The organism is Paenibacillus dendritiformis (assembly GCF_021654795.1).
GTDB lineage: Bacteria > Bacillota > Bacilli > Paenibacillales > Paenibacillaceae > Paenibacillus_B.
On sequence record NZ_AP025344.1, the window covers coordinates 4,710,269 to 4,732,316 of the forward strand.

24 protein-coding genes and 2 tRNA genes are annotated in these 22,048 nt (G+C 55.9%); 11 read left to right on the forward strand and 15 right to left on the reverse strand.

The window, feature by feature from the left end:
• The 5 genes from L6439_RS20840 to L6439_RS20860 form a co-directional block, all read right to left on the reverse strand.
• The gene (locus L6439_RS20840) at positions 1-459 is read right to left on the reverse strand and encodes a phage tail tube protein (protein WP_168182312.1); all 459 of its coding nucleotides are present in this window, start codon (positions 457-459) and stop codon (positions 1-3) included.
• A gap of 1 nt (position 460) precedes the next feature.
• Positions 461-1,777, reverse strand: a complete 1,317-nt coding sequence (locus tag L6439_RS20845; RefSeq protein ID WP_168182313.1) for a phage tail sheath family protein — start codon at positions 1,775-1,777, stop codon at positions 461-463.
• Positions 1,777-1,950, reverse strand: a complete 174-nt coding sequence (locus L6439_RS20850) for a hypothetical protein (RefSeq protein WP_213469175.1) — start codon at positions 1,948-1,950, stop codon at positions 1,777-1,779. The genes L6439_RS20845 and L6439_RS20850 overlap by 1 nt, the downstream gene beginning before the upstream one ends.
• Positions 1,940-2,371: a phage tail terminator family protein gene (locus L6439_RS20855; protein ID WP_213469176.1), complete on the reverse strand. Its 432-nt coding sequence runs from the start codon at positions 2,369-2,371 to the stop codon at positions 1,940-1,942. Before L6439_RS20855 ends, L6439_RS20850 begins: the two co-directional genes overlap by 11 nt.
• Before the next feature lie 423 nt (positions 2,372-2,794).
• Positions 2,795-3,217, reverse strand: a complete 423-nt coding sequence (locus tag L6439_RS20860; RefSeq protein WP_213469177.1) for an ArpU family phage packaging/lysis transcriptional regulator — start codon at positions 3,215-3,217, stop codon at positions 2,795-2,797.
• 323 nt (positions 3,218-3,540) lie between these two features.
• On the opposite strand from L6439_RS20860, the gene L6439_RS20865 reads away from it, so the two are divergent.
• From L6439_RS20865 to L6439_RS20875, 3 genes are all read left to right on the forward strand, one after another.
• Positions 3,541-3,972: a helix-turn-helix domain-containing protein gene (locus L6439_RS20865; RefSeq protein ID WP_197259518.1), complete on the forward strand. Its 432-nt coding sequence runs from the start codon at positions 3,541-3,543 to the stop codon at positions 3,970-3,972.
• A gap of 33 nt (positions 3,973-4,005) precedes the next feature.
• A complete protein-coding gene (locus L6439_RS20870) occupies positions 4,006-4,467 on the forward strand; it encodes an ImmA/IrrE family metallo-endopeptidase (RefSeq protein ID WP_168182317.1) in 462 nt (153 codons plus the stop codon).
• A 152-nt stretch (positions 4,468-4,619) separates the two neighbouring features.
• Positions 4,620-5,585: a GDP-mannose 4,6-dehydratase gene (locus L6439_RS20875; RefSeq protein ID WP_168182318.1), complete on the forward strand. Its 966-nt coding sequence runs from the start codon at positions 4,620-4,622 to the stop codon at positions 5,583-5,585.
• 191 nt (positions 5,586-5,776) lie between these two features.
• Here L6439_RS20875 and L6439_RS20880 read toward each other — a convergent pair.
• From L6439_RS20880 to L6439_RS20900, 5 genes are all read right to left on the reverse strand, one after another.
• Positions 5,777-5,850, reverse strand: a tRNA-Gly gene (locus L6439_RS20880).
• A 63-nt stretch (positions 5,851-5,913) separates the two neighbouring features.
• Positions 5,914-5,990, reverse strand: a tRNA-Pro gene (locus L6439_RS20885).
• Between the two features lie 137 nt (positions 5,991-6,127).
• A complete protein-coding gene (locus L6439_RS20890) occupies positions 6,128-6,781 on the reverse strand; it encodes a response regulator (RefSeq protein WP_168182319.1) in 654 nt (217 codons plus the stop codon).
• A 29-nt stretch (positions 6,782-6,810) separates the two neighbouring features.
• Positions 6,811-7,662 (reverse strand): sensor histidine kinase, encoded by an 852-nt coding sequence (locus tag L6439_RS20895; RefSeq protein ID WP_213469178.1) that lies wholly within the window; start codon positions 7,660-7,662, stop codon positions 6,811-6,813.
• 165 nt (positions 7,663-7,827) lie between these two features.
• Positions 7,828-8,829 (reverse strand): LacI family DNA-binding transcriptional regulator, encoded by a 1,002-nt coding sequence (locus L6439_RS20900; protein ID WP_168182321.1) that lies wholly within the window; start codon positions 8,827-8,829, stop codon positions 7,828-7,830.
• A 242-nt stretch (positions 8,830-9,071) separates the two neighbouring features.
• Between L6439_RS20900 and L6439_RS20905 the strand changes: the two genes are divergently transcribed.
• Positions 9,072-9,398: a YbjQ family protein gene (locus tag L6439_RS20905; protein ID WP_119794202.1), complete on the forward strand. Its 327-nt coding sequence runs from the start codon at positions 9,072-9,074 to the stop codon at positions 9,396-9,398.
• Between the two features lie 7 nt (positions 9,399-9,405).
• Positions 9,406-9,657: an HD family phosphohydrolase gene (locus L6439_RS20910; protein ID WP_213469179.1), complete on the forward strand. Its 252-nt coding sequence runs from the start codon at positions 9,406-9,408 to the stop codon at positions 9,655-9,657.
• Positions 9,658-9,749: 92 nt separating this feature from the next.
• Here the strand turns inward: L6439_RS20910 and L6439_RS20915 are convergent, their stop codons facing one another.
• Positions 9,750-10,718 (reverse strand): aldolase catalytic domain-containing protein, encoded by a 969-nt coding sequence (locus tag L6439_RS20915; protein WP_213469181.1) that lies wholly within the window; start codon positions 10,716-10,718, stop codon positions 9,750-9,752.
• 387 nt (positions 10,719-11,105) lie between these two features.
• Between L6439_RS20915 and L6439_RS20920 the strand changes: the two genes are divergently transcribed.
• Genes L6439_RS20920 through L6439_RS20930 form a run of 3 tightly spaced genes read left to right on the forward strand, consistent with a single transcriptional unit; the run spans position 11,106 to position 13,660 of the window.
• A complete protein-coding gene (locus L6439_RS20920) occupies positions 11,106-11,369 on the forward strand; it encodes a FeoA family protein (protein WP_213469183.1) in 264 nt (87 codons plus the stop codon).
• Positions 11,366-13,468, forward strand: coding sequence for a ferrous iron transport protein B (feoB, locus tag L6439_RS20925; protein ID WP_213469184.1), 2,103 nt, complete (start codon positions 11,366-11,368; stop codon positions 13,466-13,468). The genes L6439_RS20920 and feoB overlap by 4 nt, the downstream gene beginning before the upstream one ends.
• A 15-nt stretch (positions 13,469-13,483) precedes the next feature.
• Positions 13,484-13,660 (forward strand): FeoB-associated Cys-rich membrane protein, encoded by a 177-nt coding sequence (locus L6439_RS20930; protein ID WP_237096570.1) that lies wholly within the window; start codon positions 13,484-13,486, stop codon positions 13,658-13,660.
• Between the two features lie 117 nt (positions 13,661-13,777).
• Here L6439_RS20930 and L6439_RS20935 read toward each other — a convergent pair whose 3' ends face one another.
• The gene (locus tag L6439_RS20935) at positions 13,778-14,668 is read right to left on the reverse strand and encodes a LysR family transcriptional regulator (protein WP_213469185.1); all 891 of its coding nucleotides are present in this window, start codon (positions 14,666-14,668) and stop codon (positions 13,778-13,780) included.
• 153 nt (positions 14,669-14,821) lie between these two features.
• Here L6439_RS20935 and L6439_RS20940 point away from each other — a divergent pair, with 153 nt between their 5' ends.
• Together L6439_RS20940 and L6439_RS20945 are read left to right on the forward strand one after the other, a co-directional pair.
• Positions 14,822-15,823 carry a DMT family transporter gene (locus L6439_RS20940; protein ID WP_168182328.1) on the forward strand — a complete coding sequence of 334 codons (1,002 nt, stop codon included), beginning with the start codon at positions 14,822-14,824 and terminating at the stop codon, positions 15,821-15,823.
• 1,000 nt (positions 15,824-16,823) lie between these two features.
• Entirely contained in the window at positions 16,824-17,213 is a 390-nt protein-coding gene (locus L6439_RS20945) for a hypothetical protein (protein WP_213469186.1), read from the forward strand.
• A 539-nt stretch (positions 17,214-17,752) separates the two neighbouring features.
• Here the strand turns inward: L6439_RS20945 and L6439_RS20950 are convergent.
• The 3 genes from L6439_RS20950 to L6439_RS20960 all read right to left on the reverse strand — a co-directional run bounded on the left by L6439_RS20950 (position 17,753) and on the right by L6439_RS20960 (position 21,526).
• Complete coding sequence (locus L6439_RS20950) at positions 17,753-19,264, reverse strand: leucyl aminopeptidase (protein ID WP_213469187.1); 1,512 nt, start codon at positions 19,262-19,264, stop codon at positions 17,753-17,755.
• Between the two features lie 135 nt (positions 19,265-19,399).
• Entirely contained in the window at positions 19,400-20,572 is a 1,173-nt protein-coding gene (locus L6439_RS20955) for an ATP-binding protein (protein ID WP_374043201.1), read from the reverse strand.
• Between the two features lie 549 nt (positions 20,573-21,121).
• Positions 21,122-21,526, reverse strand: a complete 405-nt coding sequence (locus tag L6439_RS20960) for a hypothetical protein (protein ID WP_168181314.1) — start codon at positions 21,524-21,526, stop codon at positions 21,122-21,124.
• A 212-nt stretch (positions 21,527-21,738) separates the two neighbouring features.
• Between L6439_RS20960 and L6439_RS20965 the strand changes: the two genes are divergently transcribed.
• The gene (locus L6439_RS20965; protein ID WP_168181313.1) at positions 21,739-21,993 is read left to right on the forward strand and encodes a KTSC domain-containing protein; all 255 of its coding nucleotides are present in this window, start codon (positions 21,739-21,741) and stop codon (positions 21,991-21,993) included.
• Positions 21,994-22,048 lie beyond the last annotated feature (55 nt).

The following is a 22,048-nucleotide window of genomic DNA, read 5'->3' on the forward strand; positions in this document are numbered from 1 at the left end:
TTACGAAATGCTATTGAAGTTATTTAAAATATCAACGTCATCAAACGTAAACTCGACTTCCTCTTCCAACACGTCGCTCTCCGTATCCAGCTTCGCCATGACGACGCTGTTCAGATTGACGTTCTTCAAGCATACCGTCTGCGTGCCAATCGAGGACATCGGATCTTCATTCGTAATCTGGATAATGAAGTTCGTGTCTTTGCCATGCTTGATATAATCAAGCATCATATTGCGGAACAGCGGCGTCATATAGTAGATCGTCATGCTGCCGGTTCCCGTCCAGCCCGCTGCCTTATGCTGCACGCTTCGGCTGCCGAGCACCTTGACTTCCGCTTTCTGCTTTTCGATCTTCGCCTCCAGCGTCTTCACATAGAACATTTCCTCGTTTTTACCGTCAATCTGAGCAAATGCCCGGCCTTCGCGGCCCGAAATCGTATCCTTCGCCTGCAACAATGCCATGTTACTTCACCTTCACTTTCATATAAATTTTCTCTACGGCGTCTGCCGGCTGCACCGCCAGTTGAATGACGATGCTATCGCTCGTATCGCCGGCTGTGACCTGTACATCGGTCTGCGCATCAAATGGCTGAATCGCGGACAAGCGCACGAGCTGGTCAAGGTAAGCGATGCATTCGCCGCGGAACAACTGGCGGCCGTCGCCGTTGTTGTTCACCTTGCCGACATAGGACGTCTCGAACAACTGCTTCATATCGTTGGCAATGCCGTCAAGCACTCGAACGACCCGGTTTTTGGAGAAAACGCGGCCCTTATCCGGAGTATAAGACGTAAAGCTGTTGATATCCTGCTCGACCACCGCGCGGCCCCGCTGATGGACGAATACGAACTCGCCCGCCTCCAGTGCGGCTTCGACCTGGCGGTTCGTCAGCCGCACGTCCGCGTCGATCGCATCTTCATACGCGGTATAGGTGAGTGACTCATTCATTGCCGCCGCAGCCGTAGCGGCAGCCACCCACACGCACGCTTCGGCTGGGCCGAGCACAGTGCCGTCCGCTAACTTGACTCCGTTCTTCACGCTGATGACGCCTTCGCTGTCCGCCAGCGGATAGTTCGGCAGCACCGCCTGAACCTTTTTCCCTTCCTCCTCGCGCATCCGCTTGATGAAGGCGGTATATACGGAAGCAAGTGTCTTCTCCTCCGACGGCAGGGCCACCGCATGGAAATCCTGCACCGCCAGCGCATCCAGGAAGTTCATATGGTCTTCATTCGTCGCCGCGCCGTCCTCGCCGCCAGTCAGCGGCAAGCCCGCGATCGCCTCCAGCGCTCCGCTGCCTTCGAATTCCACCCAAGCGTTGGCCTTGAGCTCCTCTGCTTGGGCGACGGTCTGAAGATCGACCTCGCGACCCGCGATCTTCGTAATAACGTCCATCTTCGTATCGTCGAGAACGTTCGGACGTACGACGAGTACGATGTCGTTCCCGCGAACGCCGCCGCAGCGGGCAATGGCCTTCCATCCCTCGTGAGTCGCCTGGGCCTTGGCGCCTTCATTCAACCGATACAACAGCACCGTCTTGGCCCGCTTGAATGCTTCGCGCACCAACAGCAGCGCCTTGTCCGTCACCTCATAACCAAGAAGCTCGAAAGTCGTCTCTCCGGCTGGCAGTTCCAGCACCTGACGGGCTGGTCCCCAGCTCAACTTCAGCGGCAGGGCCACAACCCCGCGCTCTCCCACCGTTCCCATCGGGCCCGCTTCCGAGTCGAAGCGCACATATACGCCCGGTCTTACTTTGTTCTGCGTCATCCATGTTCCTCCAGCCATCACAATACCTCCTGAATCATAAATTGGTACAGCAGCGCAGCAACCTGCGCCTTCGTATACATGCCGTCCTCGCGGAGCAGCGCATGCAGCATATCCCGCTCCCGTCCGCTGTCCGCCTTCGCTTCCAGCCATTGCGCCTTCGTGTAAGCCGTCTCTTGCCCATCAATGCTCATCTCGAATCCGCCCCTCCTGCTTCATTGCTTCCATCTTGCTGCCCGCCTCCCGCTCCCGCAGCAGCGTGAGCGCATACTGCACCCGGAAGCGCAGTAGATGATCCGGGTACTCGTGGCTCATCTCGGCGCCGCGGCAGCGCATCTTCCCGAAGTCGACGAACTCCAGCGCGTCATACAGCGCGTCGGCGACCTCGTCGGGATGCGGCCGTTCCCCGGTCTCTCCTGGCACATAGTCGACCTCCACCTGCCACGCTGCCGCATAGCGGCGCTCCCCTATGCGCTGCCTGCTGCCGCTGCGAAGACGGAGGGCGCAGTACGGCGCAATCGCGTCCGCTGCCGCCTCGGCATCCAGCACCGGCATACCTGGGAAGATCTCCTCAAGCCGCCGCATCACGCCTTGCCGAATCTCGGCACTGTGCACATTTTCTCCCCCCCTGCAATCCGGCGTACCTGTGAAGCAGTCACTGCATCCTCTCCAAAAACAAAGACCACCCGGAATCATCATCCGAATGGTCTCTACTCATGGCTTGTCCACGTTCCGCCTTAACCGCGGGTCCGGTGGCACACCACTTCACACTACTATCTTATCACCGGAAGCCGCCCGTCTGCGTGCCACCATCCGGCCAAATCGAGGACAGGCGGCAGGCCTGAGACGGATTGACGGTGCCATGGCATTCGGGAAGATTCAAAACAGCCGTTCACTTCCAGTTCAGGAAGCTCCATTGCACCAACTCATTCATGCCGATCAAAAACGCCCGTCACGGAAATCCGCAACGAGCGTTGGTTCGATCTAGCGATCGGTACATCAGTAATATACACTTCTTGATCCCACATCCTATTACCGCTACTCCGCATACACTTCCAGCCCGAGCAGGAAAGCCAGCTCCATTACCCCGCGTGCCTTGATGCGGCGGAAGGTGCGTTCGCTAACATTCATCTCATGGCAGAGCAAATAATCCGGCGTGCTGTTCTGCGGGCTGAGGTAGCAGCGCTCGATCACGCCCCGCTCCGCCTCGCCCAGATGGGCAATCGCCTTGGTCACATTGTCATGGACGGTCTTCATATATTGCTCCCTCTCAACATTGTGGACCGCGGTCTCCTCGACTGGCTTCCCGACCTTGTGCGTCGTGCCGTGATAACGGGGAATATAAGCCAGCGTCGTCCGCATCTCCCGCCGTACGGCACCGGCCTTGCGGTACAGCTTCGCCACAGCCAACACCGATTCCACCCGCTTGCGCGTCTCTGCCCGATTAATGGTTGCCAACATCGTGAACCACTCCCCAATTCGTTATTTATAAAATAAAATAAATATAAAAAACTTTAAAAAGTTATTAAAAACAACAATCAGAAAATAATAAGGGTTCATGCTGGCTGTCTAAACCAACCATCCCAAATCCCCTCAACCTAGGAAAAAGACCTCTTTCGTTATTTACAATAACGATCTATACTGAAAGAAATATATTTTCAACAACATGCACCAAACTGTTGAGAACAAATGTTCGCAATGTTATACTGCAAGCATACCATACCGCCGAAGTGAGCGTCAACGATGAATTGATGCTCATATATTAAAGGACGAGGGTGATAACGATGACTGGCAAGAACAGAGAAGTGATGGGTTCACGAATCAAGCAGCTCCGCTTGAAGCACGGCCTCTCCCAGGATGACGTCGCCCATGCGCTCGGGATGAAGCGCGCCAATGTGGCCAACTATGAAGCGGGACGCACGACGCCGCCGAGCGATATTATCGGACGCCTGGCCGATATGCTGCACACCTCTGCCGACTATCTGCTCGGGCGGACGGACAACCCGCTCGCGCTGCATGCGGCGGGCACGATACCGGAATGGGCCACCGCCAAGGACAAGCGTGATTTCCGCAAAATGCTGGAGGAAGATCCGGAGGTGATGTTCGACGGCGTGCCGATGGACGAAGACGACCGCGAACGGGTGATTCAAGTGCTGGAAGCCTTGTTCTGGGATGCGAAGAAGAGGAACAAACGGAAGCCGAAGCGAACGGAATGAACATTCGAACCTTGAAACCGCGGGGTGCATGGCATGGATGTTGAGAACATCGTAAGCAAGCTGATTCGGAAATACAAAACGAACTGTCCTTTTCAACTGGCGCAGCGGCTGAACATAATCGTCAAGCAAGCGCGGCTCGGCAATTCGACGCGCGGATTCTATTACCGCAAGCTGCGCCGACGCTATATCGTGATCAATACCGATCTGCCGTTCGAGTGGCAGCGCTTCGTCTGCGCGCATGAGCTCGCCCACGACCGGCTGCATACGGGAACCGGCCATTTTTTCATCGAGCGGAACACGCTGTTCTCCGTCGGCAAATTCGAGCGGCAGGCGAACGAGTTCGCGCTCCGGCTGCTCCTGGACAGCACCGAGGCGCTGCCCGGCGACACGAAGGAGAGCTACTGCATGCGGCATGGCATTCCGCCTGATGTCGCGAAGTTCCTTCCTGACGGCGACGCGAATGACATTGAGCGGGAGCATGACGCAGCCCTCTAGGCAAAAAAATCAGAAACCGGTACGAATGCCGTGGCCTTTTATAGGTGAATCCCATAAGATGTGGCATCTGATGATTAGGTATGTGCCGGGCGAGCGGAGCCAGCAATCTCCGCCCCCATGCCGCAACTATATGAGAGAGGTGATTCCCTTACATGAAGGCGCTGGTTACCGGTGTCTCCGGGTTTGTCGGAAGCCATATGGCGGAATATTTGCTGGATCGGGGCGTTGAGGTCGTCGGAACGATCCGCAACCGGAGCCGAATGGAGCATATCCGCCATATCGAATCCATGATTCATCTGGTCGAGTGCGAGCTGCGCGATCCGTTCTCGGTCGAGACGCTGCTGACGCAGGAAAAGCCGGATTTGATTTTCCATCTGGCGGCGCAGAGCTTCGTCCCGACCTCCTGGAATTCTCCCGTCGATACGATTACGAACAATGTGGCGGGGCAGCTCAATATTTTCGAGGCGGTCCGCCGCCACGATCTTGACTGCAAGATCCAGATCGCCTGTTCCAGCGAAGAATACGGCCATGTCGAGCCTCACGAGACGCCGATTACCGAGGACAACCCGCTGCGGCCGCTGAGTCCGTATGCTGTGAGCAAGGCAGCACAAGATTATCTTGGTTACCAATATTTCAAAAGCTATGGTCTGCATGTGCTTCGCACCCGTACCTTCAACCATACGGGCCCTCGCCGGGGCGAGCAGTTCGTGACGTCCAACTTCGCCAAGCAGATTGCCGAGATCGAGAAGGGGCTTCGGGCGCCGGTCGTCCATGTCGGCAACCTGAACGCGAAGCGGGACTTTACCGACGTGCGGGATGTCGTGCGGGCCTATTGGCTTGCTCTGGAGAAAGGCGAACCCGGCGAATGCTACAATATCGCCTCCGGATCCTGCGTCACGATTCGCGAGATGCTGAACCTGCTGCTCTCCTTCAGCAGTGTCAACATCGACATCGTTACGGATCCGAGCCGGATGCGGCCGTCGGATGTGGAGATTTTGCTGGGCGATAACACCAAATTCTCCCGGCAGACGGGCTGGAAGCCGGAGATCCCGCTGGAACGGACGCTGGAGGATTTGCTGAACTACTGGCGCGAACGGGCAGGCAAGCAAGCATTATAAGAAGAACCGGAGTCGCCATCCCGGCGGCTCCGGCATCGAAAATGAAGCATGACGAGCAGCCGTTTCCCGACCGGCAGGTTATCGGGAAGCGGTTTTTCTCGTATCCGCCTATGCAGCATGGCCTGAAAACCAAAAAAGGCCCCGGTCGCAGCGACCAAGGCAAAAGTAGTAAAAGGTTATGAAGAAAAAATTGGAGCGGGTGATGGGAATCGAACCCACGCTGCTGGCTTGGGAAGCCAGCGTTCTACCATTGAACTACACCCGCAGAGGCCAAAAAACACACCCAGATCCCGCAAAAACTGACCGAGTGTGTCCAATCAACAACAGATGGTCGGGACGACACGATTTGAACATGCGACCCCCTGGTCCCAAACCAGGTGCTCTACCAAGCTGAGCTACGTCCCGAAACAAAGTAACTTTTGACAAGAATTAATATACCATATAGTTGAGTATCATGCAAGCCAATTTACAAAAAAATGAACCGGTAAAATCAGCCATCCCGAACCGCCCGGGTCACGGGAAAATGACGGCCGCATCGCTCTTTAAGAGTCGACGAGGCCGTTCTCCAGGGCGTACCGCGTCAACTGCACGCGATTCTCCAGATGAAGCTTCTGCAAAATATTTTTCAGATGATTTTTGACCGTATGCTCGGATAAAGAAAATTGGGCGGCAATCTCCTTGTTCGACTCGCCCCTGGCCACCCGCTCCAATATTTCGCGCTCCCGCATCGTGAGCGGGGAATGCGCCGGCGCTTTGCTGTTCTTGGTGGAGAATTCCTGCAAAATGCGAAAAGCCAGTTCCTTCGACATGGGCGCCTCGTCAATGGCGATCGCCCGCAAATACTCGTGCCATGCCGATGGCTGCAAGTTTTTGAGAAGATAGCCTTGGGCTCCTTTTTTCAACGCCTCGAACAAATGGGTAATATCGTCGGATACGGTTACCATGACAATTTTGACATAAGGGAACCGCTCCTTAATATGCTTGGTCGCTTCCAGCCCGTCCATCACCGGCATCGAGATATCCATCAGGATCATATCCGGCATGACCGTCTCGGTCATCGCAATCGCTTCTTCTCCATTCACCGCCTCGCCCACGATGGCGAAGGAGGGATCGATCGCCAATATATCCCGCATCCCTTCCCGCGCATGCGCATGATCGTCTGCGATCAACACGCGGAACACCGGTTGTCCTCCCATATTCTTCATCCCCTTCCTCTCGCTTGATCCTACCGCGCCCCGGCCAGCCGTTCGGCGGCACCGCGCTTCGAGACGCGCATAATCGTCTGTCCGGACTCCCGCCTCATCTCGAAATGCCAGCCCAGCGTCCTGGCCCGATCCCGGAGCATTTTCAATCCGTACTTCCCGGCCGCGGCGCAAGGATCGCCCGCGAACCCCGTGCCGTCATCCCGCACCTCGCATTCGAAGCCATCCCCATGGAGCCGCCCAATGACTCGCACATGCTTCGCGTCCGCATGCTTCCTCACATTGGTCAATGCTTCCCGCACGCAGGAGAACAAAGCAATCTTCTCCTTAATCGTCAGCGATTCTTCCGGGATGGACCAGGCGACATCCATCTCCCACTCCGTATCTTTATGAATATCCTCGATCATCTGCATGAACGGATGCGACCAGGTAAAATCCTTTTCCTGGGGTACGGTCCGCAGGTTGGCAATCGCTTGCCGCACATCGTCATACACATGCCGGACCGTCTGACGGAGCTTATCCAGCTGACCCTGCTTCTCCTCCGGGGGGCATGACTCCAGCCGGTCGATTTTGACCGACAGCATGAACAACGATTGCGAGATGCCGTCATGCAGCTCCTGGGCCAGCCGCTCCCGTTCCTCCAGCGCCGCCGTCATCCGCTGCTCCCGCCGGAGCGTCGCCTGCGTATCGTCCAGCTTCTTGAACAGGCGCGTCAGCAGCGTCGCCGATACGATGAACACGATGATCGGAGCCAATATATTGCCCATGTCCATCGACAAATAAGGAAGCAAAAAGGAATGTCTGACATATTCCCATAGCCCGATCGTCAATGTCGGAATCCATAATATCAACCGCTTAATCATCTTGTCGCTCATTTGCGCATCCCCCCGCTCATTCTGCCGTCCAGACTCTGGCCCGCCGGATGATGCTCCCGTCTGCCGTTCTTGTCCCGCTCCCCTTCCCAGCAAAAAAGCATGAGATCCCGCATGGGAGCTCATGCCGCCTGCCTGCAGACAATGAGACGATGGCCGTGACTGTTCTCATTGCGATTGCGGCGCTGCCGTCGATTCCCGGACGATAATCTCCGAATTGAGACGGACGGTCCGGTTGGTGAGCGAGACGCCGTTCATCTGCTTGACGAGCATGTCCACCGCCGCCTTCCCGATCTGCACGGCCGGCTGACGCATCGTGGTCAAACGCGGCCGCAGCTCGGAGGCAAGAACCTGATCGTCATACCCGACGATCGACATATGCTCCGGCACCCGCAGCCCCGCTTCTGTCAACGCGTTGATTGCGCCCAACGCCGTGAAGTCGTCGGCGGCGAACAAGGCCGTCGGCAGCTGCCCTTGATTCAGCCATTTGCGAACCGCCTGGTAACCGGATTCAATCGAGAACTCGCCCGGCTCCACCGCGAAGGGCTCCAAGCCTGCTTCCGCCAGCGCCTGCCTGAATCCGCGCTCCCGCTCGATCGAGCTGAGGAAGAAGTCCGGTCCCTGGATATGGGCGATGGAACGATGCCCCAGTTCGACGAGATGGCGGGTCGCTTCATAGCCTCCGGTAAAATTGTCGACGGTGACGCCGTGAACGTCCGGCTGCACGGTCTGATGATCGATGAGCACGAACGGAATATTCCGGTTCCGCAGCTCCGTCAAGTAGGACAATTCATGAATCGGCGACAGGAGGAGCAATCCATCAACCCGGTCCTCCTCGATAAAATCCCTCCCCACGCCTTCCTCCTGGGGATAATTCGCGACTGACAAGGCAAGATAATATCCGTGATCCTTCAACAGCGAAGACACCGTTTGCACGATGCTGTCCAGGAACGAGTCCTGAAGCGTCGTGACAATCATGCCGATGACTCCGGTTTTGCCTTTCGCCAAGCTTCGTGCCGCCGCATTCGGGTGATAGTCCAGTTCTTTCATCGCCTGCAGAACCTTTTGGCGATTCTTTTCTCGAACAGTTTGAGCATTGTTCAAGACACGGGATACCGTTACGACAGACAAGCCAGCTTTTTTGGCCACATCAAAAATACTGACTTTCATATCCTTCTCTCCTCATTGTCATCGTCATCCTGCAAGCCACATTGTTGTCATCTAGTATCCATAATAACCAATTTAGCGCTGCATTCCAATAAAATCTGCGGCAATCCGCTATTCATTTTGAGTATACTATGATTTACAATGAACTTGCGCCAATCGCCGCCTTGAAACGCAAGTCAAGTTGCGGCGTATTAGGTATATATAGGGTGGATGCATACATTTGCCCCGCGAAGGAGATGGTAAGCATGATCGTTGCAACAACCGAAAATATCCCAAACTATGAAGTCACTGAAGTGCTTGGCACCGCATTTGGCGTCGTCGTCCGCGCCCGCGGCATCGGCGGAGACATTATGGCTTCCTTGAAAGGGTTGGTCGGCGGCGAAGTCAAGCAATATACCCAGATGATCGAGGATGCCCGGCGTCAGGCAATGGATCGGATGATCGAGAACGCGCACGCGATGGGCGGGGATGCCATCACGATGATGCGCTTCGACAGCGGCGACGTCGCCCAGAATATGAGCGAGATCGTGGCTTACGGAACGGTCGTCAAGCTGAGACCGGCTCAGAGGTAAGGACCTTATGTGGGTAGTGATAGGTACGGCGTTAGTCGTATACGGGCTCCCTCTGCTTGGCCTGATCATCCTCATCATCATCGGCAAAACCTATTATGACAAGCGGTACAAGCAAGTCGACAATCCTCGCGACGCGATCGGCATCAACGCCGATTATGCTCCGACCAAGGAAATTTTTATCGATCCGCGCGACGGTTATAAATACCAGGTATACTACAATGCGAAAACGGGCCAAAGACAATATATCCGCATGGATTGACGAACGATTGAAGAACGCCCCGCACAGCATTGCGTCATGAAAAAACAGCCCGCATCCCTGTTTTGGGAGCGGGCCGTCTGCATGTTATTTCATTATTCCGGCTTCTTCTGGGAAAAACTGACTTCCGGCGTCGTCATGCGGTCGTAGAATTCGACGTATTGGTCACGCTCGTCGGAGGCGAGCAGCGCCATCGCAGAACGGGGGTGTTCATCGAGCGTTCCGGTGACCAGATAAGGAATCAGGTAACCCCACTCCCATTTCTCGCGCGTAGTCAGCATATAATTTTGGATGAAGCCGAGCACCGGACGCATATGGTATCGGCTATTCTTCAGATGCGTCAGGAGCAGCTCGGTCGGGCAATTCCCCGCTCCGCGTCCCATGCCGTAGACTGAGGCATCCAGAATCTCGACGCCCAGCTCTGCCGCCACCAGCGTATTGGAGAAGGCGAGCTGCATATTGTTGTGCGTGTGCACGCCCAGGCGCTTGTTCGGCAGATGCTCCTTGAACTTGTGCACCAGGTAATGTATATCGTTATGATCGAGGCTGCCGTAGGAATCGACAATATAGACGATGTCTACCGGGCTGTCCTTAATCATGGCGAAGGCTTCAATCAGATCGTTCTCCATCACGTTGGAGAGCGCCATAATATTAATGGTTGTCTCATAACCCCGATCGTGGAAAAGCTGAATCAGATCAAGCGCTTTGTCGACGTCCTTGCTGTAGCAAGCGACACGGATCAGATCGAGCATGCTCTCGGAACGGGGCAAAATATCATTTTCGTCCACCCGCCCGATATCAACGAGCGCCGACAGCTTGGTTGTTCCTTTTTGCGGAATGACTTTACGCAGGAAATCGTCATCCAAAAATCGCCAAGGGCCTGCTTCATCAGCGCCTTTAAGCAATTTCGGCGAATTTTTGTAGCCAATTTCCATATAATCGACGCCCGATTCGTTCAATGAGGCATACAAGCTTTGCACGAACTCGACGCTGAAATCCCAGTTATTGACGAGACCGCCGTCGCGAATGGTGCAGTCGATAATTTTACAATGATTCGTTTTCATCCCGCTATCTCCTTCTCAAAAATAATTTTCTCTCTATTCTAATAGAGAACGCCTCTCAAAGTAAAGGAAATCCAGCTTCTTTCTCCATCGCGATTCTACTTTTTACAATCATTCCATAGCTAAACGCGTGTTCAAAAAGGCCGGTGTTCGAGCATTGGGAAGATGGCTTGCATTCGATGCGGGAGCGCCGCAGGCAAGACTGCATGGACAGCAAAATTGTTTCCGCAGGAAACATGCTTCAGAAAATGTCAGGTCACTTTCTTTTGGCCATGATCAAAATCACAGAATTCCGGGACATGGCTGTGATAAAATCCGATTACCAATTGATAAAGATTCTCATTACCATTTGTCAACTATATTCCGCGCACAGAAAGAAGGATGAACACGATGGGCCTTCATTTTCCCCGTCCTGCTCTAGCAATGACCCCGCTATGCGAACTCAAGCCTGGCCAGACAGGCTGTATCTGCGATCTGTCCGAAGCCAATCCAGCTGTCTGCCGGCGCTTGATGGAGCTCGGAGTCGAGGAAGGCACGCATGTCCAGGTCATGCACGCCGGCCTGCTCGGCGGACCGCTTACGCTCGGAGCGAACGGCCAGCTGATCGGCATTCGCCGCAGCGAGGCCCGTCGTATCGGGGTGCATGCGGTATGAGCGCTCAGACTACCGCGCTGGTCGGCAATCCGAATACCGGCAAAACTTCCCTGTTCAACGCCCTGACCCGCTCCTACGAATACGTCGGCAACTGGACAGGCGTAACCGTGGAGAAAAAGGTGGGGCGGCTGCATCGTCAGGCAGGCGCCCTGATTGATCTGCCGGGCATCTACTCGCTTCATCCGATGTCCAAAGATGAGAGCGTCGCCGTGCAATACCTGCTCGACGAATGCCCGAACGCGATTGTCAATGTCGTGGACGCCTCCCAATTGGAACGCAACCTTATGCTGACTGTACAACTGCTGGAGTATGGCGTGCCTGTATATGTCGCCCTCAATATGACGGATGTGGCGGCCGGAAGAGGCATTCATATCGATTCCGCGAAGCTGTCCGCCGCGCTCGGCGTCCCGGTCATTCCGGTGAACGCCCGCAAGAAGCAGGGCATCGCCCATATTTTGGAGCGCCTGCAGCCGCAGGCAGCCGAAGATGCATCTTCGCAGCCCTCGGCTCGCGGGCCCGCAGCAGGCGGCACCGCGGCATCGCGGCTTGAGCAGACAGGCGAACCGCGCAGCCCGCTGGAGTTGAATTACGGCGATGAGGTGGAGCGGGCAATCGGGCGGATCGCCGCGCTTCTACCCGGCGATGATGCCGTTCCGGTACGGTGGACGGCACTGCAGTATATCGAGAAGAACGAGACGGTTCGCCAATCTGTCCAGAAGCGGGTCGGCGCCGAACAAGCCCGCCAAATCGGGCGTATTCTCGAAGAAGCCGAGCAACGCTTGCAGGACAGCGGCGCCGCGCTCCATCTTCCGCAGCGGCTGCGCAGCATCCGGACGGACTTCATCCGCCAGGCCATCGCTTCGTCGGTCCATGTGGAGCAGCGTCCGGCCCGGACCATGACAGAGCGCCTCGATAATATTGTCACGAACCGGTGGCTCGGTATTCCGATATTTTTCCTGATCATGTTCCTGACCTTCAAAGTGACCTTCGATTGGCTCGGCACGCCGTTGTCGGATGCGCTGGACGCGTTCTTCTCCGGGCCGCTGACCGATGGAGCAGCGGCGCTGCTGGACGCGGCGGGAGCCTCCTCCTTCACGCATGCGCTGCTGGAGGACGGCATTATCGCCGGGGTCGGAGGCGTGCTGGTGTTCGTGCCGCAAATCTTCTTGCTCTTCCTCTTCATCTCGTTCATAGAAGATTCCGGTTATATGGCCCGGGTCACCGTCGTCATGGACCGGCTCATGGAAGCGGCCGGCCTGAACGGCAAGGCGTTCATCCCGTTCGTCATCGGCTTCGGCTGCAACGTGCCGGGCATCATGGCGGCACGCACCATCGACCAGCCGCGGGAACGGCTGGTCACGACGCTGCTCGTCCCGCTTATGTCCTGCTCCGCCCGGCTGTCGGTCTATGCGCTGTTCGCCGGCGTGTTCTTCCAGGCGCATCAGGCGATCGTCGTGCTCAGTCTGTACTTGCTCAGCATCGTGCTGTCGCTGCTGCTGGCGAAGCTGTTCACGAAGAGCTTGATGAAGGAAGAGCACGGCATCTTCATCGTCGAGCTGCCGCCTTACCGCATGCCGCAATGGCAGACGCTGTTCCGGAGCACATGGGAGAAGGGCAAGGGCTTCGTCCGCAAAGCAGGCACCTTCATTCTCGGCGGCTCCGTCCTGATCTGGTTCCTCACCTACGCCGGTCCCGGCGGGCTCGGCGTAGAGATGGACGACAGCTTCCTGGCGATGATCGGCGGCTTCCTCGCCCCGCTGCTCGCACCGCTAGGCTTCGGGACATGGCAAGCCGGAGCCGCGCTCTTGACCGGGTTCCTGGCCAAAGAAATCGTCGTGTCCACGATGAACATCATCTATCATGCGCCGGATGCGGCGATGCTGCAGGCACAGATCTTCCAAGCCTTCACGCCGCTGTCCGCTTATACATTCTGCGTGTTCCTGCTGCTGTACGTCCCTTGTCTCGCGACCGTCGGCATCCTGCGCAAGGAGACGGCTTCATGGCGGTGGACCTGGTTCTCGATCGGCTATTCGCTCGTCCTCGCCTATGCCGTGGGGCTGGTTGTCACGACCGTCGGTCATTGGCTTGGCTACCTGTAAGAAAGGATGATGGTAATGCCCTGGTTCGAAATTGCCCTCGTATCCGCTATCTTCGGCTACGCCGGCTGGACGCTGATCCGGCATATCCGCAAAAGCAAGCAGGGCGCTTGCGCCTCATGCGCCCTGAATCGCTCCTGCCCGTCCGGAAGCTGCGCTTCCGCTCCGAAGCCGGAGCAAAAGCGAACCGAATAGAAGCCAAAAGGAGCGCGCCCGCCACGGGCCGCTCCTTCTTCGATTCAAGCAGCTTCGTCTTGACGTACTGCCCGGACTTTCGTCCCCTATTCGCTCATTAGCTTGTTCACGTTCGCTTCACGCGCTTCGCCGGCTTCGAATCGCCCCGATTGCTTCAATAAACCTCCGTTCCACGCTGCCCAGATAAGAGTCTCCCCGGCGGATGTAGACGACAGACACCTTGTTGAACGGGGCCGGGATCGGAAAGACGCGGAGCGTGCCCTCCGCCTCCTGCTTCTTCACGGCGGCCCGCGGCACGACGGTGATGCCGAGTCCGGCCGCGACCGTCCCGATGATCGTCTCCAGCGTGCCGAACTCCATTACCTTCGTCGGCTGAATGCCTTCGTGCTGCAGCCATCGTTCGAGCTGGGCCCGGTATCCGCAGCCGCGCCGGAAGACGAGCAGCGGCAGATGCAGCAGCTCCCGGAACGGAAGCGGCTTGCCGGGCTCGCCCTCCGATGCATCCGGTCCGCAGATAAGAACCAGTTCCTCCTCGAACACCGGAATCATCTCGATATTGGCCGCGTTCACCGGCCCGGAGACGAACGCGCCATCCAAATTATAGTCAAGCACCTCTTCGGTCAACTTTTCGGTTACGCCCGTCACAAGAGAAATATCGACCTTCGGATGATTGCGGTAGAACAGACTGAGAATATCAGGCAGCCCGACGACCGTCTCGATCGATCCGATAAGCAGAGACCCGGCTGGATCATCGGGATCCTGGAATGCCTTCTTCATCTCCTGCATCAGCAAAGCCATTCGCTCCGCATAGCAGAGCAGCTTCCGCCCCTCCGCATTCAAGGTCATGCCCCGGCGGTGGCGGTGGAAGAGCGGATAACCGATCTCCTGCTCCATCAGGCGAATCCGGGCGGTCACATTGGACTGGACATAGCCCATCTCCTCTGCCGCCCGGCTGACGCTACCATGCTCGACGACAGCCAAAAAAATGTGTATATCGCTGATTTCCATCGCTGGCTTGTCCCTCCGATCTCATGCTGACTCAGCTATCATTATCAGTGATATCTTAAATCACTTTCAATTGTTTTACAAGATAGCTGGACCGCACTAAGATGTAGGTTAGCTGCTTTAATTCGGATAGTGCATACAGGAGTGAATGACATCATGAGCAAGTCCCGTTTTTGGAAAGGCGCTTTATTTTGTTTGTTCTCCGCAATCGCATGGGGAGCGATGTTCCCGGTCGCCGAGAGCGCGCTGCATCATATCGATCCGTTCTGGTTCTCCGGCATCCGCTACAGCGCCGTTACCGTGCTGCTGGTTCTGCTGCTTGCCTGGAAGGAAGGCAAAAAAGCATTCCGAACCGAAGGCCATGGCATGAAGCTGTGGGGTTTGGGAACACTCGCTTTTATGGTATATAACTTTGGCGTCTTCTGGGGACAGCATCACTTGGGCAAATCCGGCGTGCTGCTCGCGTCGATCATGGAATCGTTCATGCCGATGCTCGCCGTGCTTCTTGTCTGGTCGCTGACCCGCAAGCGTCCGAATATCCGGACCCTGGGCTGCGTGGCCGTCGCTTTCATCGGCGTGCTCTTCGTCGTTACGAAGGGCGATTTCACCGCCTTCGCGAACGGCGGTCTGAAGCTGCTGCCCCTTCTGTCGGTATTCGCCGGCGTTATCGGATGGGTCGTCTTCACCGTCGGCAGCGGCCAATTCTCCGGCTGGTCGGCGCTTCGCTTCTCTACGCTGACCTGCATCTACGGAGCCTCGACGATGATGGCTGCGGTCCTCGGCCTGACGCTTCTCGGCCTCATCGAGGTCCCGGAAGCATCCGGGGTGGTCCGGATCATTCCGGAGCTGCTGTTCATGATCGTCGTCGCCGGGCTGATGGCCCTGCTGAGTTGGATACAGGGCATTCAACTGCTCAATTCGGTGAACGGCATGCTGTTCATTAATTTCGTCCCTGCGACGACCTTCGTTATCTCGGTCATCCAGGGCTACGCGGTCTCGGCGGCCGAAATTATCGGCTCGCTCCTTATCGTCGGCGCGCTTATCGCCAACAATCTGATCACCCGGCGGGAAGCGGCCCTGGAATCGCGCAAGCCGGCCTCCCGTCCCCCGGCAGCACGCCGGCCCGCCAAGAAGCAATCGCATGCGCCTGCGGGATAACACACATTTTTCACCTACTGGAAAAGGGAGAGACGCCAAGCGCCTCTCCCTTTCTTTTTCGCGGAGGCAGCACATAAGGCTCCCTGATCGTGATCGCATGTCGCCCCTCCCGTAGATGCGGCTTGCCGGGACATGGACGGGCTTCTTTTCGGCAACTTACCTTCCCGTACTAGTACCGTGTTAGCCTCTTACCAGCCAGGCACTTGCGACGGCTCTTCGGAACCCGCCATCCACTTCCGCATCATGCACTTCGGCACCCGCCATCCCTTCCGTATCATTCACTTCGGCAATCGTTCACACAACGCCGCACAGCCGAATTCAACTAATCTTATACTGCGGAACACACGATTCGTCCCCATCGTACATGCGACAACGCAGCTCAGATCTCGTCCTGCTTCTGCACTACGCCGTTCAATAATCGTTCCGTGCACTTTACCATGCGATTCGCTGCTTCTCCGGTGGTGTACAATGCGGTTCGGTGCTCATTTAAGGGTGTACAGTGCGGTTCAGTGCTCACCCATGGTGTACAGTCCGATTCGGTGTTCATCCATGGTGCACAGTGCGGTTCAGTGCTCATCCAAGGGTATACAGTACGACTCGTTACTGGTGGTGTATAAGGCAATTCTCACTCGTTGAATGCTGCAATAATGCAGTTTTGGTTCATCCCCTTCTATTGGAAAAAAGAATTCCTGCAAATCTCAGGCGGTTGGAAAACCCCTGTTTTTTGCGAAGGGGTGGAGATGGTCCATTTTCCTCATCCAAACTTTGGCTCTCAGAAGGTTTTAAATCGATTTTTTCTACCGGGAGAAGAGATCCATCACAGGTGAAAAGTCCCATAGACTACGCAATGGCCTGATTTTACGGGATCCAAGCGACCGCGTCGGATGCTGGGGGCATCATCGCCTTCAGGAAGCATTATCGGCCTGCTGGAAGCATCGTTGCCTCCTGGGGCTTGGACGTGCGGAGGAAATTGCTGCTATTTTACAGGAATTTCGGCTTAATGAGTCCACATCCCGAGGAATTGCTGCAAATCTGCATCATTTTAGGCCCTTTTGCTTCAAACCGAAGCGAAACGGGGGAAATTCCTGTAATTTTGCAGGATTCCGTTTCTGGAAAAGTCGTCCATATCGAATTGCTGTATTTATGCAGGATTTCGCTTACCGAATCGGCGTGTCTGGAGAAATCGTGGAGTTTTGCGGATTTCGACTGCCGGATGGGCGTGTCCAGGGAAATGGTACAGTTTTCGTCCGGTAAAAATATCCATTTTCCTGCTCAAAACTTCTTTCTCAACAGCCTGAAATCTGCATCATTTTTCCTCATTCAGCATCGATTCGAGGCAAAAAGGGCGAAAAATCTGCACTTTTGCAGGAATATCATCATTTTTCGCTAAAAACCCAGTAAAATGCTGCATTTTTGCAGGATACCTAGCAATCGCGACGCACCACAAAGCGAAAGCCTTGCATCAACTTGCCTATCCGTGTAGAGAAGAATTCATCGTCACTCCCCCAGACTGTATTTGGCACGAGACCAACTAGTCGCCACCCTCCTGTACCGCATCCGCAACAAAACCAACTACTTTCACCTACCCGTACCGCACCCGCAACAAGGCCAATTAGTACCACCTACCCGTACTGCATCCGCAACAAGGCCAATTAGTACCACCTACCCGTACTGCATCCGCAACAAGACCAACTAGTTCCACCTACTCGTACCGCATCCATAACAAGACCGCCTGCTTGCCTCGCACTATCGCCTCATACCCAGACGGCATTCGCAGAGGGAGCAGGCCCCCACTCGATCCGGACCTGCGAAGAGCCAAGAGCCGCCACGCCTCTCCCCTGCACTCGAACCGCAGAAACACAAAAAAAGCCGGGGCCGACTCTGCGCCGGCCCCGGCTATTCTATCCCGTCATGTCGAACGGCAGAGGCTTACGCCTCCGACAGTACGTATTCAGTAATGGTGCGGACCATGACCCCGGTAGCGCCCTTCGGATCGACCCCGCGGCCGCTGCTCAGGAAGGCCGTGCCCGCAATGTCGAGGTGGATCCATGGCAGACCGTCCGCGAACGTGCCGATGAACAGTCCGCCCGTAATCGTCCCTGCGCCGCCTGGAATGGCGTTGCGCACGTCGGCTACGTCGCTTTTCAGCATATCCCAATATTCCTGGTGGGACGGAAGCTGCCACACATATTCGTTCGTGCGCGCCGCCGCTTCCCGGAAGCGGGCGAAGAAGGCATCGTCGTTCGTCACGACTCCCGTCGAGATGCTGCCGAGCGCCACGCCTACGGCCCCCGTCAAGGTTGCCGCGTCGATAATCTTGCTCGCGCCCAGTTCCTTGGCGTACGTCATGCCGTCCGCCAGCACGAGGCGGCCTTCCGCATCCGTGTTCAACACTTCAATCGTGCGTCCGCTGTACGAAGTGAGGACATCTCCCGGCTTCAGCGCGTTGCCTGCCGGCATATTTTCGGCCGAAGCGACGACGCAGACCACGTTCACCTGCGGCTTCAGGCGGCCGATAGCCGCCATCGCGCCCAGCACGGCCGCGGATCCGCCCATGTCGCAGATCATCTCGTCCATATTGGCGGAGCGCTTCAGCGAGATGCCGCCGGTGTCGAAGGTAATGCCCTTGCCGACCAGACCGCACACATCCGTCCATTCCGGCTTGCCCTGATATTTCAAGGCGATCATGCGCGGCGGGTTGGACGAGCCTTTGCCGACGCCCAGCAGAGCGCCCATGCCCTTCGCCTCGATCTCCTTCTCGTCCAGCACATGCGCCTCAAAGCCGAACTGCTTCGCCAGTTCCATCGCCGTCTCGGCGAGGCGGCCTGGGTACAGCACATTGCCGGGCAGATTCGTCAGATCGCGCGCGAAGGTCGTTCCGTACGCATAGGCTTGTCCGCGAACGGCGCCTTCGTTCCAGGCCTTCTCGTCGAGGCCTTCTCCGGCCAGCGTCAATGCTTCAACGCAGTGAATTGGCTTCGCGTCTTTCTTGTACGTTACGCGCTGGTATGCTCCGAGCAAGAAGCCCTCCACCATGACATGCGCCATCGCGGCCGCCTCTTCGCCGGCTGCCTTCTTCAGCTCGTCCGGCACGATTACCGCGATGCGGGACAGCTTCAGCTTGACCGCTTCGCGCGCAGCTTCCGCGAGCATCAGGCGTACCTGCTTCGTCGTAAGCGCCTCATCCTTGCGGCCGACCGCAATCAGGACGGGAGCCTTCTCCTGGCCTGTCGCCGCGACATACGTCTTGCAGCAGCCCGCCTCGAACAGCCCGGCCTTCACCGCGGCCTGGCAAGCCTCCGCTCCCGGGAACCCGGAAGCTTGCTCCAGCTCGGAGCGGGATCCGATGACGACGACGCCGTCCGCTTCAATGCCGGCAGCAGCCTTCGCTGCCGTCTGAATGGTTACCTTGTCCAGCCAAGCTACATTCGATAAGTTCACGTATGTATCATCCCTTTTACTTATAATGAAGTGCCCATAGCATTAATACTATCATATCTTCGATGATTCGGGCATGGCCATGGCGACTTTTTCTGTCTCCCCTTGAACGGTGCCGCCGGGATCTGATTCGGGTGATTACGGTGTGACCAAAGGAAGCTTGATGACGAATTCCGTCCATTCTTCCGCCTTGCTGTCTACGTCAATAATCCCCCCATGATTTTTAATAATGCGGTAACTGACCGACAACCCCAAGCCGGTGCCTTCCGCCTTCGTCGTGAAAAAGGGGTCGAATAGATGCTCCAGCGTCTTCTGCTCCATTCCGATTCCATTATCCCGTATCCGGATGGCGACATATCTGCCTTCCTTCTCCGATGTGATGCGAATCCGGCCCTGCCGATCTTCCTGCACGTGTCCGATCGCTTCAATCGCATTGCGGATAATATTCAAAATGACCTGCTTAATCTGCTTCACGTCGATCGAGACGTAATGCGTGTCGCCGTGCGGATCCTCTTCCAGCTCGATTTCGCAGCCTTTCATCAACGCTTCGCTTTCGGTAAGGAGTACGACTTCGCGGAGCAGGGAGGAGATGGGAACTTCTGAGGTCATTGGGGCGGATGGTTTGGATGAATTCAGAAATTCAAATATGATGTCATTCGCGCGGTCGATCTCCGCGAGAATGATTCGTGCATACTCTTCCTTGCCCAGATGCATCAGATGCGGGCGCAGCAGTTGGATGAATCCTCGAATCGACGTGAGCGGGTTCCGTATCTCGTGGGCGATGGCCGCCGCAATCTTGCCCAGTATCGCCAGCTTGTCGTTCTGGTACGCCGTCTGCTCTATCCGCTTGAAATCCGATACATCCTTGATGCTGAATAAAAAATCGCCATCCATCTGATCCCCGTAAGTAACGGTAATCAAGTAATGCCTGTCATTCCGGTCAGAGAATTCATGATAGCGCTTACGTGTCAAAATGGTATCTTTGTATAGCCGCAATATTTTTTTACGCTTGTCCTTTTTGATCAGAGGATGGAACAGTAGTTCCCGCAGACTGCAGCCGATGAGCGCCTTGCGGGGAATGTCGAGCAGCTTGGCGGCCTCCACATTGATAAACGAAAGAACGCCGCTGCTATCGAACAATACTATGCCGCTATCCATTTGCTGAAGCACACTTTCATATTTATTGCGCGCCATCTGGGTGGAGTACAATGCCTGTGCGGACCGAAACCAAGGTTCGCGAATCGGGTCTAGTACCAATGTGATCCCCTCCTTGCTTCCCTGTTCTGCCTTATTAGCCGTAATCCATTCCATGAAATACAGAAACGAACGATGCATCATCTTCATAGCTTCATCCGCCTCAACATGGGACTGCACGGTAAACATAGCTTCCTCGTGAAAGCTCCATACATTCTCCGGAGTCAGCGGAGCGGCACGGGCAGTCTCGCGTGCAAGGTTCAACTCCCTTATTCCGCCGCACAGCATATAACGCCTGAGTCCTTTGACATATCGAAGCTTCCATTCCGACCGTATACACTCTTCCTGTGCGCTTATCGAATTCATGCGGGACTCACCTCATTTACGGCAACCTGTTCCGTTCGGCAAGTTCAATTCCAACAGTTCCATCATAGTAAACTTTTGGCAAAAACGTCAACCCTAGATAATGTCGAAAATGTACTAAAAAACTCGTATCCCATAAAAGTAACTTAAAGGATGCGTGTCCACGGCCCCATACTAAAAAGGCGACCCGGCCAGGTATCGATGCCCCGTCATCGCAGCTGTGCCTGCGACGGTCCCGAACGACCGCGTGTCGCCTTCCCCTATGTCGATCTCATCCATTAGCCCGGCTCCCATCCTGTTCTGCTACTGCTTCATGAGCTGCGCCTTGCGCCGGCTCATGAGAGCGAGTCGCCGCTTCAGCTGCGATTCCCATTGCGTATCCTTCCACTGCTTGGCCAATGCCAGCAAATCGAGCGCATTGTCGATTTGATTCCGCACCAGCTCGAGCGGATCGTCATTCTCATGGTTAATGCAGTTCTCGAACAGCTGACTGTCGTCCGTCGAGACGTAGTCCTTGAAATTCACCTCCTCCACCCCATCGCTTTGAGCATACTCCGCCAGGATTTCGTACTCATTTTCCACGAGAAAATGCACCTCGATACGGTGGCACACCGGACACAGCAACAGGGGAACATTTTGTATGCGAGTGCGGTAATGCTGAAGCGTGCCCTTCGTTCCGATCATGCTTGCTCCACAACAGAAACTCATGTTCTCCCTCCTCGGCATCAATGCAAGGCTTCTGAATACGGTCATCTCTCCGTCGTCTTGTTAGCTTATTCGATAAGGAAGCCGTTAATTCCTTCAACAACTGTGAAGTTCCTCCTAACGTCCCACGTCCGCTCCACACGCCTGTCACGTCTAATCACCCGCTCTTCCGGCATATAGATGTGACACTGACGTTCTTCAAGGGGGGTTCGCCGATGAAGCCTAACATGCTGTTCATTGGTTCGAAGCAGATTGACTATGTCCAGTATGACGAAGCAAACGGGCAGCTCTATATTCATTACGCAACCGGGCGGACGGACGCCTATGGCTCCGTCTCCCCGCATTGGTACGAGCGGCTGCTCCGTTCAGAGAATCGCTATGACGATGTCGTCCAGTTAACGGTTCGCTCGCGCACGGAAGCAAGCGGTCAAAGAGCCTTATCTGTCGATGGGGGCAGCAGATCAAATTAGGGCCCTTCATGTATGTATACCTTTTGGCCGCGAAAATGAAACACTTGTTTATCCC

Bases quoted from the DNA above. Each gene is read 5' to 3' on its own strand.
- L6439_RS20915 (WP_213469181.1), bottom strand. From the start codon at position 10,718: ATGAAAACGAATCATTGTAAAATTATCGACTGCACCATTCGCGACGGC.
- L6439_RS20945 (WP_213469186.1), top strand. From the start codon at position 16,824: ATGAGTCCACATCCCGAGGAATTGCTGCAAATCTGCATCATTTTAGGC.
- L6439_RS20875 (WP_168182318.1), top strand. From the start codon at position 4,620: ATGAAGGCGCTGGTTACCGGTGTCTCCGGGTTTGTCGGAAGCCATATG.
- L6439_RS20965 (WP_168181313.1), top strand. From the start codon at position 21,739: ATGAAGCCTAACATGCTGTTCATTGGTTCGAAGCAGATTGACTATGTC.
- L6439_RS20910 (WP_213469179.1), top strand. From the start codon at position 9,406: ATGTGGGTAGTGATAGGTACGGCGTTAGTCGTATACGGGCTCCCTCTG.
- L6439_RS20900 (WP_168182321.1), bottom strand. From the start codon at position 8,829: ATGAAAGTCAGTATTTTTGATGTGGCCAAAAAAGCTGGCTTGTCTGTC.
- feoB (WP_213469184.1), top strand. From the start codon at position 11,366: ATGAGCGCTCAGACTACCGCGCTGGTCGGCAATCCGAATACCGGCAAA.
- L6439_RS20865 (WP_197259518.1), top strand. From the start codon at position 3,541: ATGACTGGCAAGAACAGAGAAGTGATGGGTTCACGAATCAAGCAGCTC.
- L6439_RS20940 (WP_168182328.1), top strand. From the start codon at position 14,822: ATGAGCAAGTCCCGTTTTTGGAAAGGCGCTTTATTTTGTTTGTTCTCC.
- L6439_RS20845 (WP_168182313.1), bottom strand. From the start codon at position 1,777: ATGGCTGGAGGAACATGGATGACGCAGAACAAAGTAAGACCGGGCGTA.
- L6439_RS20890 (WP_168182319.1), bottom strand. From the start codon at position 6,781: ATGGGAGGACAACCGGTGTTCCGCGTGTTGATCGCAGACGATCATGCG.
- L6439_RS20850 (WP_213469175.1), bottom strand. From the start codon at position 1,950: ATGAGCATTGATGGGCAAGAGACGGCTTACACGAAGGCGCAATGGCTG.
- L6439_RS20895 (WP_213469178.1), bottom strand. From the start codon at position 7,662: ATGAGCGACAAGATGATTAAGCGGTTGATATTATGGATTCCGACATTG.
- L6439_RS20870 (WP_168182317.1), top strand. From the start codon at position 4,006: ATGGATGTTGAGAACATCGTAAGCAAGCTGATTCGGAAATACAAAACG.
- L6439_RS20920 (WP_213469183.1), top strand. From the start codon at position 11,106: ATGGGCCTTCATTTTCCCCGTCCTGCTCTAGCAATGACCCCGCTATGC.
- L6439_RS20840 (WP_168182312.1), bottom strand. From the start codon at position 459: ATGGCATTGTTGCAGGCGAAGGATACGATTTCGGGCCGCGAAGGCCGG.
- L6439_RS20960 (WP_168181314.1), bottom strand. From the start codon at position 21,526: ATGAGTTTCTGTTGTGGAGCAAGCATGATCGGAACGAAGGGCACGCTT.
- L6439_RS20930 (WP_237096570.1), top strand. From the start codon at position 13,484: ATGCCCTGGTTCGAAATTGCCCTCGTATCCGCTATCTTCGGCTACGCC.
- L6439_RS20955 (WP_374043201.1), bottom strand. From the start codon at position 20,572: ATGGAATGGATTACGGCTAATAAGGCAGAACAGGGAAGCAAGGAGGGG.
- L6439_RS20860 (WP_213469177.1), bottom strand. From the start codon at position 3,217: ATGTTGGCAACCATTAATCGGGCAGAGACGCGCAAGCGGGTGGAATCG.
- L6439_RS20935 (WP_213469185.1), bottom strand. From the start codon at position 14,668: ATGGAAATCAGCGATATACACATTTTTTTGGCTGTCGTCGAGCATGGT.
- L6439_RS20905 (WP_119794202.1), top strand. From the start codon at position 9,072: ATGATCGTTGCAACAACCGAAAATATCCCAAACTATGAAGTCACTGAA.